Genomic DNA, 16,584 nt, shown 5'->3' on the forward strand with positions numbered 1-16,584 from the left:
CTTTCTTATTATGTATTTTCTATTATTATTGTGTGTTCTATCGGTTTCCATTCAACCTTTTTAAATAAAGCAACTATTGCTATTGGTATATATGTTACAATAAATAAAGGGAAAGTAAAAGTATATAGTATTTTTTCAAAAGCTGTAGCTCTAATTTCTTTCCATTCAGTTATTGTTGTTAATGCACCAAAAGCAAATAATGTTAAATAATAATTAAAAATAGTGAATATTATACTTAATGTAGCTTGATGTACTAATAACATATCAGTCTTATTTAATATAGATATTATAAATACTGTAAAATTAACTAGCAATCCTAGTAAAGAAATAAACATAGCTGGTGCTATAGTCATCAACATATCAAAGGATGAAAAAGATTTATTTTTAAATATATTTATAAATAAATTCCATCCATCTTTCTTAAACACCTGATAAAATCCTTTAGACCAACGTAGTCTTTGATTCCAAGATTGCTTGAAAGTACAAGGTTGCTCATCATAAAATTTCGCTTTATGACAATATCCTATTTTTTCATTATTTAATACAATATCCATTGAAAATTCTAAATCTTCAGTAAGCAAATGATATTTCCATCCATTATTCTTTTTTATTATTTCATGGCTTATTAAAAATCCAGTACCTGATATAGTACAACTTGTATTTAAAATCATTCTTGAATTATTAAGATATTTAGATTCACGTAAGAACCACAATGCATATCCTGCTGAAATCCAATTTGAATTAAAATTCTTTGAATTTCTATAACTAGTTATTGCTTTATACCCATTATTAAACACCTTATTCATTTCTAAAATATAATTATTATCTAAAATATTATCTGCATCAAAAATAAAATAGCCTTTATACTCTTTTTCTTTATAATCTCTCATTATTATTTTAAAAATATAATCTAAAGCATATCCTTTACCAACTAACTTTTTATTATTTCTTTCATAAACAATAGCACCTGCTTCTCTAGCAATTTGTGCAGTATCATCTGAACAATTATCAGCTACCACAAATATATCTATCAATTGGCTTGGATAATTTTGATTTTTAATACTTTGTAATAATTGACCTATTACAACTCTTTCATTTCTAGCACTTATTATAACTGCATATCTATTTTTAACATCTGTTTTAAAATTTTTACTTTTCTTTAAAACACCTATAATGGCATAAAAAATTTGATATGAGTATAATGTTAAAAATAAAAATAACATTATTTTATTGAAAATTATTATAAAATTATACATAACTCCTCCTATATTTCGACACAAGTCATATTATCTCATTTTATATATTTTTTTGTCAAATAAATTGTAATGTATATTTATTTTCTATAATAATGCAAAAACACTTGAATAATTTTACAAATAGATAAAATAAAAAACATTTATGATAAACTATTGCTATAACTAAGTTTACACACAACAATGACAGCAAGTAGCTATACATAAATGTTTCAAGATACAATTATATCAGATAAATTATCATTATACAAATTTTTTAAACAATTAAATTTTGATTTATATCTAGTTAAGTTACAGTTAAAACACTTAGAAAGTATTATGAATGCAATGATATCAAAAAAGAGTTTAATAGTAAAATTTCCCACACAATGAAGCTTGTCCAAGCAAGGCATCAAACATAAATAAAATCATTCTTTTGTGATATAATACTTTCGCTAAAAACCAAAATACATCACATAAGGAATGACTAGAATATGATTATACCATTAAATATTAAAAGCGAAAATACCTATCATAAAATTTTTACATTAATGATATTAACCATTAAGTAGCTCTTCTTTATTATTTATTTTCTATAAAATTATTTATCATTTTTCTTGCAATGGACATCTTCTTTGGTAGATTAGGTAAATTATCTTTCTTAAACCATGCTGCATCCAGTATCTCTTTGCCATCTACCTTTATTTCTCCACTTTCATATTCAGCAAAGAACCCTATCATTAATGAATTAGGAAAAGCCCATGTTTGATTTCCATAATATTTAATATTCTTTATCTTAATTCCTACTTCTTCCAAAACTTCTCTTTTCACAGTACTTTCTAAATCTTCGCCAGCATCTACAAAACCAGCAATTATACTGTACATATTATCTTCAAAATTTTTATTATGTGCTAAAAGTATTTCATCACCTCTAGTAATAGCTACTATTATAGCTGGACATATAACTGGATATGTTACTGTCCCACATTTTGTGCAAACTTTAGCTCTTTCATCCTCTTTATTTATATTTGGCGAACCACATCTACTGCAGTATTTATGGCTATTATCCCAGTTTAATAAATGATTAGCCCTTCCTGCTATTAAGAAAATTTCTTCATCTACAATTTGTCCTAATTGATATAACGATATAATTTGAAAGTTCATTGGCAGTCTTTTTATGTCTTCACATTCAACTATGTAACATTTGCCTATATTAAATTCACCAAAGCAATACTCTTTATTAATAGTTAAACCTAATTCTTCTATTTCCCTTCTCCTAGGAATATTTATTTCATTAGCATTAAACTTAACTATTAATTGTCCTTCATAAAAAACAAAGCATACATCTTCTTGCAACACTTCCTCATGCTCATTTAATATAGACTTAAAGTTCAAATACTCAAAACTCAAAATTACCTCCCCCTTTTTTTAAATTAAACGCTTCGATAATTAAGTGAATAATCAAAGCTATATGCACTGTTTAATTTATTTTAGTACTTGTAATAATTTAAGTAGAGCACTACTAAAAGTAAACACCCTACTTAAGCTATTATGATAATTAGCACTCTGTTCTAATAACTTCAACCTTATATCCATCTGGATCTGTTACAAAATAGTATTTTGGTGGTTCTCCTGGAAGACCTTTTAATGGGGTAACTTCATAACCAAGACTCAAATGCTTTTCTCTTAGTTCTTCAATATTTGGTGCTCCTATAGCTATGTGACTAAATCCATCACCTATATCATATGGCTTTTCTGGATCATAATTATAAGTTAATTCTAACTCATATCCATCTTCCTTATCTGATAAATAAACTAATGTAAATTTATGCTCTGGAAAATCCTTTCTACGTGTTTCAACTAACTCTAATACTTCTTTATAAAACTCTAAAGATTTTTCTAAATTAGCAACTCTTATACATGTGTGTAACATTTTTGCACCCATAATATTTCCTCCTAAAACTTAATAATACAAAATTATTTTAACATTATATATTTTAATAATCTATACTTCTACTGTAACTTTATTCCATGTATTAATTCTATCAATGAAAGCAATTGTATTTCTTTTAGCATCCCCATTTATTTTCACTAAATACTTCTTTATATTCCTTGTAAAAATCTCTGCATTTACTTTTGCCAATAATTCCCCTTTAAATATGTTCATAATATTACTTATTTTCCCATCTACAACTTCTGATTTTAACTTATACTGACTATCTTCTAAAATATTATTGCATCTTTCAATAAATTTATTTATATTTTCTTCTGTATTAACAAGCTGAAACTTGTCTAAAATTGCATCATCAATAGTATTTTTATTATTAAATAATAATCTAGCATATCTTCTCATAAATTCGCTACTAGCTATAAAAAACTCAATTTTGCTATCAATATAGCTTATATAAATATAATCATCAGTAATCCTAGATATTTTAAATCCTAAACTATTAAATATCTTATTATACTCATCTTCAAATTTCTTAATAAAGCTCCTACAATATATTACAGAAGCTATTTTTTCATTTATAATTCCCTTATTTTGATTAATTCCCTTAATTATTCCTGATAAATTTTTTTCAGTGAGCCATTTTAATATTTCTTCATCACATGTAAACTTCTTTTCTTTCATAATTCCCTCTCCTCTTTTAACCATTAATCTATAATTGACATCTTAAAATTATCTATATTGCATTGGTAATTATATCCTATTTTAATACAAATATCTTTTTATGTAAATATTAACATGTAGCATTTTTTCTATATTTTTCAAAAAAAGATGCTTTAATATTATACTAAAGCATCTATTATATTTCTCATCCATTTACTCTTTTACTTTTAAAATTATAAATAATCTTTCCTAAAGCATATATCCTTTCTTCATCTATATTTTTTATTTCATCCAAAAATAACTCCTTTAACTTAAAAAAGCCATCCTTATAACACTCATTAATTTTATTTCCCTCTAAACTGCATCCAATAGAAAATATCATAACAGCTATCAATATGGCTACCATTTCTTCTTTCCTATTATCAACCCCTCCTATAGCTATTGCTAATAGTGCAGTGAAAATATAGCCTAATCCTATTTTTTTATTTAAATCCATACTATTATTTTCTATATAAAACTCACTATATCCATCAGTTATATAGTATTCTTCTGCCTCTACAATTAAAAAAGTCTTATTTTTTATGGCAAAATCTCTATACTCGTCCTTTATATTTTTTTTCTTGCATCTATTTTTTTTCTGTGACCTTATCAAGGCCTGTACTTCTTCTACCGTTCCTTTTACAAGATCTATTGTGTATCTATTCAAAAAGCTTAAAGCTGTATTTTTTCTATATAATGAAATATTTACTTCAGTTAAATCCAATAATACTGGTACTTTTCGTTTCTTAGCTATCCTTAATGCTCTCTCCATTGCTAATACCTTTCCATTATCCAGCGTTTCTAATCCAATTACTAATGAATTACTTGCTGCAGTTATTTCATGAATTTCTTCTATTCCATAAGCCATTATACTTCTTCCATTAAAAATCCTCACTGCTTCTGCAAAGTCATTGGCTTTAGTCATATCTGAAATATAATGTACTTTCGGGTTAGTTTTTCTTTCTTTTTCTAAAATACCAGCAATCGACTCTTTGCTAAGTTTCATTTTTTATTATCCTCACTTTATTATCTAGAGTGCAACATGCCTATAATATAGTATTCATATTTAATCAATAGTGTTAAAGGATTATACCTTTATTTAAGGATTATAAAAGTGGACAAATTAATTTGCCCACTTCTATTTTAAACTTTATATCTAATATTTATTTAAAAGCTAATTTCTTTTTATTATTTTCTTATTCTTCATCACCAAAAACTTTTTTCTTTAAAATCAATCCTGCTTTAGTAATTGCAACTCCCCCTAAAGCAGTTTCTCTCAGTGAAGATGGAAGACTTTTACCTACTTGATACATAGCTGTTACTGCATCATCAAAAGGAATATGAGAGCTAACACCTGCCATAACTAACTCTGCTGTTGATAATGCACTTACAGCACCTGCTGCATTTCTTTTAGCACATGGTATCTCCACTAAACCAGCTACAGGATCACATACTAATCCTAATATATTTTTTAATACTATAGCTCCTGCATCTAAGCACATCTTTGCAGTTCCACCCATCATCTCAACTACAGCAGCTGCTGCCATAGCTGATGCTGAACCACATTCTGCCTGACATCCTCCTTCTGCTCCAGAAAGAGTTGCATTTCTTCCTATAATCATTCCTACTGCTGAAGAAGTAAATAAAGCATTTATTAATTCATCATCACTTTTATTAAGTCTTTCTCCTGCTGATAAAACTACTGCTGGCAATATTCCACAAGATCCTGCTGTAGGACAAGCCACTATCCTTCCCATAGAAGCATTTACCTCTGATGACGATAACGCCATGGCCATGGCTTTTACAATTACATCACCTGTTAAAGTCTCTTTACTTTCTAGGTATTTCTGCATTTTATAACCATCTCCACCAATAAGTCCACTAACTGAATAAACTTCTTTAGCCCTACCTTCATTAGCTCCATCTTTCATAGCCTGCAATACATCTCTCATTCTTGCATAAGCTTCTTCTCTCGTTATTTCTCTATTTTCCATTTCTATTCTAATAGCATATTCACTTAAAGAAATATTTTCTGATTCACATATTCTTAATAATTCTTCACCATTTTTAGCTTCTAGCATATTACTCACCATCCTTAATTGGATTAATCATAATAACTTTTTTTATGTATCCAAAGCTTTTAATTTGTTCTACAGCTTCCTCAGTCATTTCTCCATCTAATTCAAAAACCATAGTTGCTTCTTTTCCTTTTTGGCTTCTAATTACCTTCATAAAAGCTATATTTATATCTAACTCAAATAACAGTGCTGTAACTTGTGATACAACTCCTGGAACATCCATATGTGAAATCACTAGTGTTGGATATGCTCCTGTAAACTCAACATTACTTCCATTTACTTCTGTAACATTAATACTTCCACCACCAATGGATGAACCAACCATTTCATATTCTTCACCTTCTCGACCTTCAATTAATACTTTAACTGTATTAGGATGAACATCACCAAGATCAGCTTCCTGAAAAATTATTTTAATTCCTTCTTTTTCTGCAATATCTAATGCATTCCTTAACCTTAAGTCACTAGGTTCCATACCTAATATACCAGCTACAAGAGCTCTATCCGTGCCATGTCCCTTATATGTTTTAGCAAAAGATCCATGTAATAAAAAGATAACTTTTTTTATATCACCTCCAGCAACTGCCCTTGCTATCTTCCCTAATCTAGCTGCACCTGCCGTATGAGATGATGATGGTCCAATCATTATTGGTCCTAAAATATCAAATACACCTACGCTTTTCATAAACTACCCCCAGTCTTTTTAATTGATAATGGATAATTGATAATTATGGATGAAACTGTTTAAGTATGGATGAAACTGTTTAAGAAAATTTCACAAATATATTCTTCAGAAAGTCCAAGACTTTCATCAGCAATTATCAATTACTAATTATCCATTACCAATTTATAAATATTAATTAATATTTATAAAAGATGCTCCCTCCAATAAATTCTCTTAAAATTGAATTCTCTGGTACCAGTGCTTTATCTATCTCATCAAAAAATCCTAAAAATGCTTTTAGCCTTTTTACTTCATCATAAACACTACTATCTGCACTTACTTTATCTAATTCTTCTAGGGCCTTTCTCTTTAATACACATAATTCATATACTAAAGTAGAATTAAACATAACATCTGCTTCTTCTTGATAAACAAAAATATTTTTTTCCTCACCTTTCTTTATACTTGGCCACATAAGCAATGTTTCTTCTGCATTTTTACCTCTAGATAAACTATCCCTAACAATTCTTCTCACACGTCTTACATCAGCTGTGGAAATTCTGTTATGATTGTCCAAATTTAACTGTGTTAATGCTGAAATATAAATTTTAAAGATATTATTTTCATCTAAGGAAGATGTCAAAATTGGATTAAGTCCATGAATTCCTTCAATTATCAGGATGCCATTTTTAGGCATTTTCACCTTGTTACCTAATTTTTCCCTATATCCTGTTAAGAAATTAAATATAGGTATTTCTACCTCCTTACCCTCAAATAATTCCTTCATTTGATTTTTAAAAAATTTTACATCTATAGATTTTACTGACTCAAAATCATATTCTCCATCTTCATCTCTTGGAGTTTCTTCCCTATTAACAAAATAATTATCAAGAGATATTGGTATTGGACTTAATCCATTTACCTTCAACTGAATAGCTAATCTATGGGCAAAGGTCGTTTTCCCTGATGAACTTGGTCCAGATACAAAAACAGCTTTTATCTCTTTTTTATCACTTATCATATCTGATATTTGAGCAATTTTCTTTTCATGAAGAGCTTCGCTTATCATAATCAAATCAATTAGCTCTCCATTTGATATTTTTTCATTTAATGAGCCAACTTCCCCTATTCCTAAAATATTTAACCACTTTTCAGTTTCTCTAAATATATTGGTGAGCTTTCTTTGTTCTACAAATTTATTTACTATCATTAAATTTTCATCTATTGGATATCCTAAAATAAATCCGCCATTATAAAACTTAACATCAAAATTTTTAATGACACCTGTTGATTCCCACATTGGTCCATAAAAATAATCATATCTTCCATCTAATTCATATAAAGTTACTACTTGAAAGCTTGTTTGCTGCAATAGCTTTACTTTATCCTCCATACCGTAGTTTTGAAAAATTTTTATTGCATCTTCTCTTTTTACCTTAATTCGCTTTATAGGATAATTTTTATCAATTAGTTTTTGTATTTCCTTCTTAATATCATTTACTTCTTCAGCAGTTAAAGGATCTTTCTTATGAATTTCTCCAAATACCCATTTTCCTATACTATGTTCCATAGTTACTGTTGCATCTTTATATAAATCTAAAACTGCTTTTATAAATATAAATTGTAGTGTTCTAGAATTATTTCGTATATTGTCCATAATTCTTCCTCCTAAACTGTTCACCTCTTATTTTTATTATATACATAAAAAGATTTTTTTCTATCATTTTATATTATTTTGTCTTAAAATCTTTCTGCTTATAAAAGATATACTTTGCATAAAAGAGTAATATTTACAAATACTTATTTTGAGGTGGTTTTAGCATATGTTTATAGTATTAATAAGAACCATTATTCTCTACTCACTGGTAATATTGGTGATGAGATTGATGGGAAAACGTCAAATAGGAGAGTTACAACCTTACGAATTTGTAATAACAATAATGATTTCAGATTTAGCAGCACTTCCAATGCAAGATACGCGTCTTCCTTTAATTTTAGGTATAATACCTATAATTACATTGCTATTTATAAAAACAATTCTGACTCAACTTCAACTTAAAAGCCAATTGGCGAGAAAAATATTAGAAGGTGAGCCAGTAATTTTAGTTCATAAAGGCAAGATAAATATGAAGGCTCTTTCAAAACAACAAATCAATCTAGATGAGCTTATGGAAGAACTTAGACTAGCTGGTTACTTTGATTTAAATGAAATTGAGTATGCAATTTTGGAAAATAACGGACAATTATCATTTTTGACTAGCTCAAGCTCTGCTTCAAGTTCTAGTTCTCCAAGTCCTATAGTTAAATGTTCAAGCAATACTCAACCTACTAATAATAGTGCTAGTGAAGGAAATGGTTTCTCTTCAGATACTCAAAAGCAGAAGTCATCTTGTAAAAATAATAAAAGTTCCAGTACCTCTCCACCAAGATTACCTATTATATACATTCTTGATGGCCGTATTAATAATAATTCATTAACTAGCAGTAGAAAAAATAAAGCTTGGATACAACATGAATTAGATAAACATAAAGCAGGAAAAATTGAAGAAATAATTCTAGCTATGACTGATACCGAAGGAAAATTCTTTTTTCAAAGATATGATGAATATATTGAGGAGGACAAATGAAAAATTCATTAATTTCAATTTTTATTTTTTTGATTTTAATATCTTTTTTATTTTATTCAGATATGAAATTTAAAAATTTATGTACAGATACAATCAACGATTGTGAGTTTTTAGAATATGGACTATCCAGTGAAAATAAAGAAGAAAGCTTTGAAGCTGCTATGATTATTTTTAGCCGTCTTGATGAAGAAGCTGTTATTCCTTCAATTTATATTAATCATCTTGATTATGACGTGTTATTAAACGAAGCTCTAAAGCTTACAGTCTATATTGAAAAAGATGATATGTCTGAGGCTTCTACTTCACTACATCTATTGAAATTTGCAGCACAACATATAAAAGACCTTCAAGTACCTGATTTAAAAAATATATTTTAATTTTTGTTAATTATATTATATATTACCATCTTTTTCTTGTTTAGTGTATAATGAAAGTCGTTATGGAATTAAATAAAAAAAGGGGAATGGCAATGAAAAAAATCAAAATATCTTACCTTTTATTAGGTACAAATATTATTTTAAACTTATTTCTCATTAATAAAACCATGGAATTAAGTAATTATATAAATTCAAATTCAAGCTTAATATCAGAAATAAAGAATGAATTAAATTCTTTAGAAAATAAAATTGATTCTTTACCATCTGAAATATCCAAGAAAGCTTCTTTTGTTTCTTCATTGGATATAAGTCTTTTATCATCTGTTTTTACTGATGATACATATACACTTTCTTTTAATGTATATTTTAAAGAATTACAAAATGGAGAAATTCCATACATAATTTATGCTGATGAGGAAAATCCATCTAATTGGACTAAGATATCTTTAAATGAAAATTCAACCTTATGTTATAGTGCTGATTTATCATTCAATTATAGCAAAAATTATCAATATAGAATTATTACAGAAGGTACTAATTCTAGAGCAAATGAAATTGAACATATAATAAGTACTGACTACTATCCTTTAAAAGCAGAAGTATTTGATCAAAAGATTGATTCTTCTGATGATAGTGCATCCATTGGTATAAATATTTTCAATACTTATGAACTTTCTGATTTCCAACCTGTTAGGGTATGGGTAGAAATAGATGGCTATGATAAAGAGTTCTTGGCAGATATAGCTTTAAATAAAAACTCAACTTCTTCTAATGAATCACACTATACAGTTTCAATATCCCCTAAGGATATTCCAAGTGATTTTAGAGGAAGCCTTCCATTAACCCTTTATGTAACTTGTAAAAATGGCTCTACTCTTTCTTTTAAAAATATTTGTCGTACTGTTGTCATTTATTAATAGCATAAAGTAGTATATTTTTTTAAAACTTTTAAATATACTACTTCATGCTATTTTTATTTTATCACTACATATTTTATACATTCATATTAAGTTTTTATGCATTTTAAAGCTAAATATAAAGTTTTTATGCATTTTTAAAAATGATCGTTGCATATTTATTCACCTCGGAATATAATCATATATATAAGTATTTGGAAATTAATTTTAAAATAAGAAATATCTGGTTTGGTATATAAAGGGGGCTATATCTATGAAAAAATACAATAAAGTTGTACTAGCTTATTCTGGAGGATTAGATACATCTATAATTATCTCTTGGTTAAAAGAAAATTATGGCTGTGAAGTTATTGCTGTTGTTGGAAATGTGGGGCAAAAAGATGAACTTGAAGGCTTAAAAGAAAAAGCCTTATCTTCTGGGGCATCTAAAATTTATATTGAAGATTTAACTAAAGAATTTGTGGAAGATTATATATTCCCCACTATTCAATCTGGTGCTATTTATGAAGGAAAATATTTACTTGGAACTTCTTTTGCAAGACCTATCATTGGAAAAAGATTAGTAGAAATTGCTCTTAATGAAGGTGCTGATGCTATTTGTCATGGTTGTACTGGAAAAGGTAACGACCAAGTACGTTTTGAAATTGCTATAAAGCACTTTGCTCCTGATATGGACATTATTGCTCCCTGGAGAATTTGGGACATAAAATCTAGAGAGGAAGAAATTAAATATGCTGAAGAGCATAAGATTCCGCTAAAAATTACTTATGAAACAAACTACAGTAAGGATAAAAACCTTTGGCACTTAAGCCATGAAGGTCTTGATCTTGAATATCCTGAAAATGAGCCAAAATATCATAAGATTCTTGAACTTTCTAACACTTTAGAAAATGCACCTGATGAAGCTACTTATATAAGCTTAACTTTTGAAAAAGGTATTGCTATTGCCTTAAACGGTGAAAAACTTTCTGGTGTTGCATTAATGGAAAAATTAAATGAGATTGGTGGAAAGAATGCTATTGGTATCATTGATATGGTAGAAAATAGACTTGTAGGGATGAAATCTCGTGGTATCTATGAAACTCCTGGTGGAACTATACTTTATAAAGCTCATAAAGACTTAGAAGAATTATGCTTAGATAAAGAAACTGCCCACTATAAAGAAATCATTGCCTTAAAATTTGCTGACTTAGTATATAATGGCCAATGGTTCTCTCCTCTTAGAGAAGCCTTATCTGCCTTTGTCAATAAAACACAGGAAACTGTCACTGGTGAAATTAAATTAAAATTATATAAAGGTAATATCGTAAATGCTGGTATGACTTCTCCTTATTCCTTATATAGCGAAGAATATGCTACTTTTGGTAAAGATGGTGTCTATAATCAAAAAGATGCTGAAGGATTTATAAATCTTTTTGGTCTTCCTACAATAGTAAATTCAAAAGTGCATTCAGCAATTAAGAAACAGGATCAATAACCATGAAGCTTTGGGGAGGAAGATTTAAATCTGGCGTTAATGAATTAGTAAATACCTTTAATGCCTCAATCTCTATTGATTCTCGTATGTATAAGGAAGATATTATAGGAAGCCTTGCTCACGTAAAAATGCTTGGCAGACAAGGAATAATATCATCAAAGGACAGTGAAAAAATAGTGAATGGATTAAATGAAATATTAAAAAGAATAGAAAACGGAGTTATTGATATAGATAATGCTTCAGAAGATATCCATAGTTTTATTGAAAGTACTCTAACATATTATATTGGTGATGAAGGAAAAAAACTTCATACTGGCAGAAGTCGTAATGATCAGGTGGCTTTAGACACTAAATTATATGTAAAAAAATATTTAATAGTGGTAGCCAACCAGGTATTAAATTTACAAACTGTAATTTTAAATAAAGCAAAGGAAAATATAAATACCATAATGCCTGGCTATACTCATATGCAAAAAGCACAGCCAATTACTTTTGCTCATCACATAATGGCTTATGCTGAAATGCTTAAAAGAGACTACGGCAGACTTGTAGACTGCTATGATAGAATGAATGAAATGCCTTTAGGTAGCGGTGCATTGGCCACTTCTACTTATCCTATAGATAGAAATTTTGTCAGTAATGAACTTGGCTTTAATAATCCTACAATAAATAGTATTGATTCCGTTTCAGATAGAGATTACGCCATTGAAGCATTATCTGCCCTTTCACTTATAATGATGCATCTTTCACGTTTTTCAGAAGAAGTGATCCTTTGGTGTACAGATGAATTTAACTTTGTTGAATTAGATGATGCTTATAGTACTGGTAGTAGCATAATGCCTCAAAAGAAAAATCCTGATGTAGCAGAATTAGTTCGTGGTAAGACAGGCCGTGTTTATGGTGACTTAATGACGCTTTTAACTGTAATGAAAGGAATTCCTTTAGCTTATAACAAAGATATGCAGGAAGATAAAGAATCTTTATTTGATGGACTTGATACTGTACTACTATCAATCCAAACCTTTACTGGAATGCTTGATACCATGAAAATAAAAAAGGATGTAATGAATAAAGCTGCTTCTGGTGGATTTACCAATGCCACTGATGTTGCTGATTACCTAGTAAAAAAAGGTGAAGCCTTTAGAAATGCTCATGAAATAGTTGGTAAAATCGTTTTATATTGCATAGACGAAAATAAGACTATTTACGATTTAACTTTAGGTGAATTTAAATCATTTTCTCCTTTCTTTGAAGAAGATGTATATAAAGCCATAGATTTAATAACTTGTGTAGAAGGAAGAAGCGTTATGGGAGGCCCTAGCTCCTCATCAGTGCAAAATCAAATTTCCCTTTTAGAAAACTTCATAGGTGAAAAATTGGAGGTGCTAAAATGTCTAAAGTAGGAATTATTGGTGCTACAGGCTATGTGGGCATAGAGCTTTTAAGGCTACTTTTAACCCATCCTTTGGTTACTGTTGAAGCTATTTCGTCTTCATCTTTTAAAGGTGAAGAAATAGCTTCCATCTATAAAATTCTTATTAATAAAATCAATTTAATTTGCGAAAATCCTGAGAATGTTATTGAGAAATGTGATGTAATATTCACTGCTCTTCCTCATGGACTTAGCGAAAAATTTGCTCTAAAAGCCTTAGAAAGAAAAAAGAAAATCATCGATTTAGGTGCAGATTTTAGACTTGATTCTGAAAAAGATTATCAACAATGGTATGGTAAAAATTTTATAAATAGTGATTTACATAAGCTTAGCGTTTATGGACTTCCTGAATTAAACCGTAAAAAAATTAAAAATTGTAGTATTATTGCTAACCCTGGCTGTTATCCAACAAGCATTGCTTTAGCATTAATGCCTTTACTAAAAAATTCATTAATTAAAACAAACAATATAATTATTGATTCCAAATCTGGTGCTACTGGTGCTGGGCGTGGACTTTCTCTTAAAAGTCACTACCCTGAATTAAATGAAAACTTTGTCCCTTACAACATAGGCTGTCATAGGCATACTCCTGAAATTGAACAAACACTCTCATCTATTGCTGGCGAATCTATAGAAGTAACCTTTACTCCTCATCTTCTACCAATAAATAGAGGTATTCTTTCAACAATTTATTGCGAAACAAAAAATAATCTATCACTTAAATCAATACATCAAATATATGATGAGTTTTATAAAAATGAAAAATTCCTTCAAGTATTACCTTTAAATACTACAGCAGAAATTAAAAACGTCAAGTACTCTAATAATTGTCAAATCTCATTACATGAAAACTATAGAAAAGATAAATTAATAATTGTCAGCACCATAGATAATATGATTAAAGGTGCAGCAGGACAAGCTATACAAAACCTAAACTTAATTCTCGGACTAAATGAAAATTGCGGGCTAAATATGATAAGCCCTCCATTTTAATTTTTAAGGAGGTTATTGAAATTAAAATTAATATAAATAATGGTGTTACTGCACCAAAGGGGTTTAAGGCTGCAGGAGTTCATTGCGGCATAAAAAAAAGTTCCTTAAAAAAAGATTTAGCTATTATTTATTCGGACGTTCCAGCTACTGCATGTGGCGTTTATACAAAAAATAAAGTTAAAGGTGCTCCACTGCTTATCACCAAGGAGCATTTAAGCAATAAATGTGCGCAAGCTATCATAATTAATAGTGGTAATGCCAATACTTGCACAGGTGATGATGGTTTAGAAAAAGCTAAAAAAATGGCTTCTCTTTGTGGAAAAGCCTTAAATATAAAAGCTGATAATGTTTTAGTTGCTTCTACTGGGGTAATAGGAGTTCCCTTAAACATTGATGCTATTAAAGATGGTATCCCTATAGCTATAGCTCAGCTTAATAGTTATGGGGGACACTCTGCTGCTGAAGCAATAATTACTACTGATACAGCTACGAAGGAAATATCCATTGAATTCCAAATTAACGGTACTCCTGTAGTTATAGGTGCCATGGCCAAAGGTTCTGGTATGATTCATCCTAATATGGCTACCATGCTTTCTTTTATAACTACAGACTTAAATATTGATGCAAAACTTTTAAAAGAAGCCTTAAAATCTTCTGTTGATATATCCTATAACAGAGTAAGTGTTGATGGCGATTCCAGTACTAATGATATGGTTGTGATACTAGCTAATGGCTTAGCTAATAATGATAACATAAATGAAAAAGACCATAACTACTATACTTTTCTTGAAGCATTAAATACCCTTAATATCCATTTAGCTAAGGAAATTGCCAAAGATGGTGAAGGTGCCACCAAATTAATTGAATGTAATGTCTCTGGCTGTAAGAATGAGAAATCGGCAGAAATTCTTGCTAAAAGTGTAATTAACTCTAGCTTAGTTAAGACTGCTATTTTTGGTAGCGATGCCAACTGGGGCCGAGTACTTTGTGCCTTAGGATATGCTAATACTGAGTTTAATCCTAATTTAGTAACTGTTGAATTTGCTTGTGAAACAGATTCAATACTAGTATGTGCAAATGGCTGTTATGTAGAATTTGATGAAGGTAAAGCCAAAGAAATATTATTAAAGGATTATGTGAAGATAAATATTAATTTACATTCTGGCAATGCCTCTGCTACTGCCTGGGGCTGTGATTTAACTTATGACTATGTAAAAATTAACGGCGATTATAGAAGTTAGGAAGTGAATTAGATTGAATCATAGTGAACATGCAAATATATTAATTCAAGCCTTACCATTTATACAAGCCTACTATGGTAAAACCATGGTGATAAAATATGGTGGCAATGCAATGGTTAATGATAAATTAACCAAAACTATCATCAACGATATTGTTTTAATGAAATGTATAGGAATAAATCCCATCATTGTTCATGGTGGTGGTCCTGATATTAGTGGTACTTTAAAGAAAATAAATCATAAAAGTAAGTTTATTAATGGTCTAAGATATACTGATAAAGATACCATGGATGTTGCTCAAATGGTTCTTGCTGGAAAAGTCAACAAAGATCTTGTGAAACTTCTTGGTCATTGTGGTGGTAAAGCATTGGGATTTTCAGGTATAGATGGTGATCTTATTACTTGTAAAAAGATAAATTCCGATGTGGACTTAGGATATGTTGGTGAAATAACTAATGTGAATACGGCCCCTTTAAAGTTAGCCATTGAAGCAGGCTACATTCCTGTGGTTGCTTCCATAGGTACTGATAATGACCATAAAGATAGCTATAACATCAATGCTGATACTTGTGCTTCTAAAGTTGCTGCCGCTCTTAAGGCAGAAAAACTTCTTTTACTGACAGATGTTCCAGGAGTACTGATGAATCCTCAGGACTCTTCTTCATTAATTTCCACCTTAAGGCTTCATGAAATACCTAAGCTTACTTTAGACAAAGTAATTCAAGGCGGAATGTTACCTAAGATAAGTTGCTGCGTTGAAGCTGTACGCCTTGGTGTAAAAAAATCAGTTATTATAGATGGTAGAATTCCTCATGCTATACTACTTGAGCTACTATCTGAAAAAGGAATTGGAACAGAAATCTTTTAAATTATCAATTAATTAAGGGGGTTTTTCA

General features: G+C 29.4%; 16 protein-coding genes and 1 pseudogene. 9 read left to right on the forward strand and 8 right to left on the reverse strand.

Going from position 1 to position 16,584, the window contains the following annotated elements; translation table 11 throughout:
• Window positions 1-8: 8 nt before the first annotated feature.
• Window positions 9-1,256 (reverse strand): glycosyltransferase family 2 protein, encoded by a 1,248-nt coding sequence (locus BHW04_RS04165; RefSeq protein WP_022212929.1) that lies wholly within the window; start codon window positions 1,254-1,256, stop codon window positions 9-11.
• Between the two features lie 204 nt (window positions 1,257-1,460).
• Between BHW04_RS04165 and BHW04_RS12285 the strand changes: the two are divergent.
• Window positions 1,461-1,651: pseudogene (locus BHW04_RS12285) on the forward strand (IS701 family transposase); the annotation flags it as partial.
• Between the two features lie 163 nt (window positions 1,652-1,814).
• Here BHW04_RS12285 and nudC read toward each other — a convergent pair.
• From nudC to BHW04_RS04200, 7 genes are all read right to left on the reverse strand, one after another.
• Window positions 1,815-2,642 carry an NAD(+) diphosphatase gene (gene nudC / locus BHW04_RS04170; RefSeq protein WP_022212928.1) on the reverse strand — a complete coding sequence of 276 codons (828 nt, stop codon included), beginning with the start codon at window positions 2,640-2,642 and terminating at the stop codon, window positions 1,815-1,817.
• Window positions 2,643-2,790: 148 nt separating this feature from the next.
• Window positions 2,791-3,177, reverse strand: coding sequence for a lactoylglutathione lyase (gene gloA / locus BHW04_RS04175; RefSeq protein ID WP_022212927.1), 387 nt, complete (start codon window positions 3,175-3,177; stop codon window positions 2,791-2,793).
• A 60-nt stretch (window positions 3,178-3,237) separates the two neighbouring features.
• On the reverse strand, window positions 3,238-3,864 hold the full coding sequence (locus BHW04_RS04180) for a hypothetical protein (RefSeq protein WP_302698991.1): 627 nt from the start codon (window positions 3,862-3,864) through the stop codon (window positions 3,238-3,240).
• A 184-nt stretch (window positions 3,865-4,048) separates the two neighbouring features.
• Window positions 4,049-4,888: a hydroxyethylthiazole kinase gene (locus BHW04_RS04185; RefSeq protein ID WP_302698993.1), complete on the reverse strand. Its 840-nt coding sequence runs from the start codon at window positions 4,886-4,888 to the stop codon at window positions 4,049-4,051.
• Between the two features lie 190 nt (window positions 4,889-5,078).
• Window positions 5,079-5,963 (reverse strand): L-serine ammonia-lyase, iron-sulfur-dependent, subunit alpha, encoded by an 885-nt coding sequence (gene sdaAA, locus BHW04_RS04190; protein WP_022212924.1) that lies wholly within the window; start codon window positions 5,961-5,963, stop codon window positions 5,079-5,081.
• Between the two features lies 1 nt (window position 5,964).
• Window positions 5,965-6,645 carry an L-serine ammonia-lyase, iron-sulfur-dependent subunit beta gene (gene sdaAB / locus BHW04_RS04195; RefSeq protein WP_022212923.1) on the reverse strand — a complete coding sequence of 227 codons (681 nt, stop codon included), beginning with the start codon at window positions 6,643-6,645 and terminating at the stop codon, window positions 5,965-5,967.
• 175 nt (window positions 6,646-6,820) lie between these two features.
• A complete protein-coding gene (locus BHW04_RS04200) occupies window positions 6,821-8,281 on the reverse strand; it encodes a nucleoside kinase (RefSeq protein ID WP_022212922.1) in 1,461 nt (486 codons plus the stop codon).
• A 166-nt stretch (window positions 8,282-8,447) separates the two neighbouring features.
• Here BHW04_RS04200 and BHW04_RS04205 point away from each other — a divergent pair, with 166 nt between their 5' ends.
• From BHW04_RS04205 to argB, 8 genes are all read left to right on the forward strand, one after another.
• On the forward strand, window positions 8,448-9,251 hold the full coding sequence (locus tag BHW04_RS04205; protein ID WP_302698995.1) for a YetF domain-containing protein: 804 nt from the start codon (window positions 8,448-8,450) through the stop codon (window positions 9,249-9,251).
• Window positions 9,248-9,628 (forward strand): DUF4363 family protein, encoded by a 381-nt coding sequence (locus tag BHW04_RS04210; protein ID WP_302698997.1) that lies wholly within the window; start codon window positions 9,248-9,250, stop codon window positions 9,626-9,628. Before BHW04_RS04205 ends, BHW04_RS04210 begins: the two co-directional genes overlap by 4 nt.
• A gap of 92 nt (window positions 9,629-9,720) precedes the next feature.
• Entirely contained in the window at window positions 9,721-10,545 is an 825-nt protein-coding gene (locus BHW04_RS04215; protein WP_302698999.1) for a hypothetical protein, read from the forward strand.
• A gap of 253 nt (window positions 10,546-10,798) precedes the next feature.
• Complete coding sequence (locus BHW04_RS04220; RefSeq protein ID WP_302699000.1) at window positions 10,799-12,022, forward strand: argininosuccinate synthase; 1,224 nt, start codon at window positions 10,799-10,801, stop codon at window positions 12,020-12,022.
• Window positions 12,023-12,024: 2 nt separating this feature from the next.
• Window positions 12,025-13,425 carry an argininosuccinate lyase gene (argH, locus tag BHW04_RS04225; RefSeq protein ID WP_302699001.1) on the forward strand — a complete coding sequence of 467 codons (1,401 nt, stop codon included), beginning with the start codon at window positions 12,025-12,027 and terminating at the stop codon, window positions 13,423-13,425.
• A complete protein-coding gene (argC, locus tag BHW04_RS04230; RefSeq protein WP_302699002.1) occupies window positions 13,413-14,447 on the forward strand; it encodes an N-acetyl-gamma-glutamyl-phosphate reductase in 1,035 nt (344 codons plus the stop codon). Before argH ends, argC begins: the two co-directional genes overlap by 13 nt.
• A 20-nt stretch (window positions 14,448-14,467) precedes the next feature.
• Window positions 14,468-15,688 (forward strand): bifunctional ornithine acetyltransferase/N-acetylglutamate synthase, encoded by a 1,221-nt coding sequence (gene argJ / locus BHW04_RS04235; RefSeq protein WP_302699029.1) that lies wholly within the window; start codon window positions 14,468-14,470, stop codon window positions 15,686-15,688.
• 13 nt (window positions 15,689-15,701) lie between these two features.
• Complete coding sequence (gene argB, locus BHW04_RS04240; protein ID WP_302699003.1) at window positions 15,702-16,556, forward strand: acetylglutamate kinase; 855 nt, start codon at window positions 15,702-15,704, stop codon at window positions 16,554-16,556.
• Window positions 16,557-16,584: the final 28 nt, after the last annotated feature.

It is taken from the genome of Clostridium sp. 29_15 (assembly GCF_001916075.1).
Taxonomy (GTDB): domain Bacteria; phylum Bacillota; class Clostridia; order Clostridiales; family Clostridiaceae; genus Clostridium; species Clostridium lentum.

Excerpts from the sequence above, each read along its gene's own strand:
- BHW04_RS04165 (WP_022212929.1), bottom strand. The coding sequence starts at position 1,256 with ATGTATAATTTTATAATAATTTTCAATAAAATAATGTTATTTTTATTT.
- gloA (WP_022212927.1), bottom strand. The coding sequence starts at position 3,177 with ATGGGTGCAAAAATGTTACACACATGTATAAGAGTTGCTAATTTAGAA.
- BHW04_RS04180 (WP_302698991.1), bottom strand. The coding sequence starts at position 3,864 with ATGAAAGAAAAGAAGTTTACATGTGATGAAGAAATATTAAAATGGCTC.
- BHW04_RS04185 (WP_302698993.1), bottom strand. The coding sequence starts at position 4,888 with ATGAAACTTAGCAAAGAGTCGATTGCTGGTATTTTAGAAAAAGAAAGA.
- sdaAA (WP_022212924.1), bottom strand. The coding sequence starts at position 5,963 with ATGCTAGAAGCTAAAAATGGTGAAGAATTATTAAGAATATGTGAATCA.
- sdaAB (WP_022212923.1), bottom strand. The coding sequence starts at position 6,645 with ATGAAAAGCGTAGGTGTATTTGATATTTTAGGACCAATAATGATTGGA.
- BHW04_RS04200 (WP_022212922.1), bottom strand. The coding sequence starts at position 8,281 with ATGGACAATATACGAAATAATTCTAGAACACTACAATTTATATTTATA.
- BHW04_RS04205 (WP_302698995.1), top strand. The coding sequence starts at position 8,448 with ATGTTTATAGTATTAATAAGAACCATTATTCTCTACTCACTGGTAATA.
- BHW04_RS04210 (WP_302698997.1), top strand. The coding sequence starts at position 9,248 with ATGAAAAATTCATTAATTTCAATTTTTATTTTTTTGATTTTAATATCT.
- BHW04_RS04215 (WP_302698999.1), top strand. The coding sequence starts at position 9,721 with ATGAAAAAAATCAAAATATCTTACCTTTTATTAGGTACAAATATTATT.
- BHW04_RS04220 (WP_302699000.1), top strand. The coding sequence starts at position 10,799 with ATGAAAAAATACAATAAAGTTGTACTAGCTTATTCTGGAGGATTAGAT.
- argH (WP_302699001.1), top strand. The coding sequence starts at position 12,025 with ATGAAGCTTTGGGGAGGAAGATTTAAATCTGGCGTTAATGAATTAGTA.
- argC (WP_302699002.1), top strand. The coding sequence starts at position 13,413 with ATGTCTAAAGTAGGAATTATTGGTGCTACAGGCTATGTGGGCATAGAG.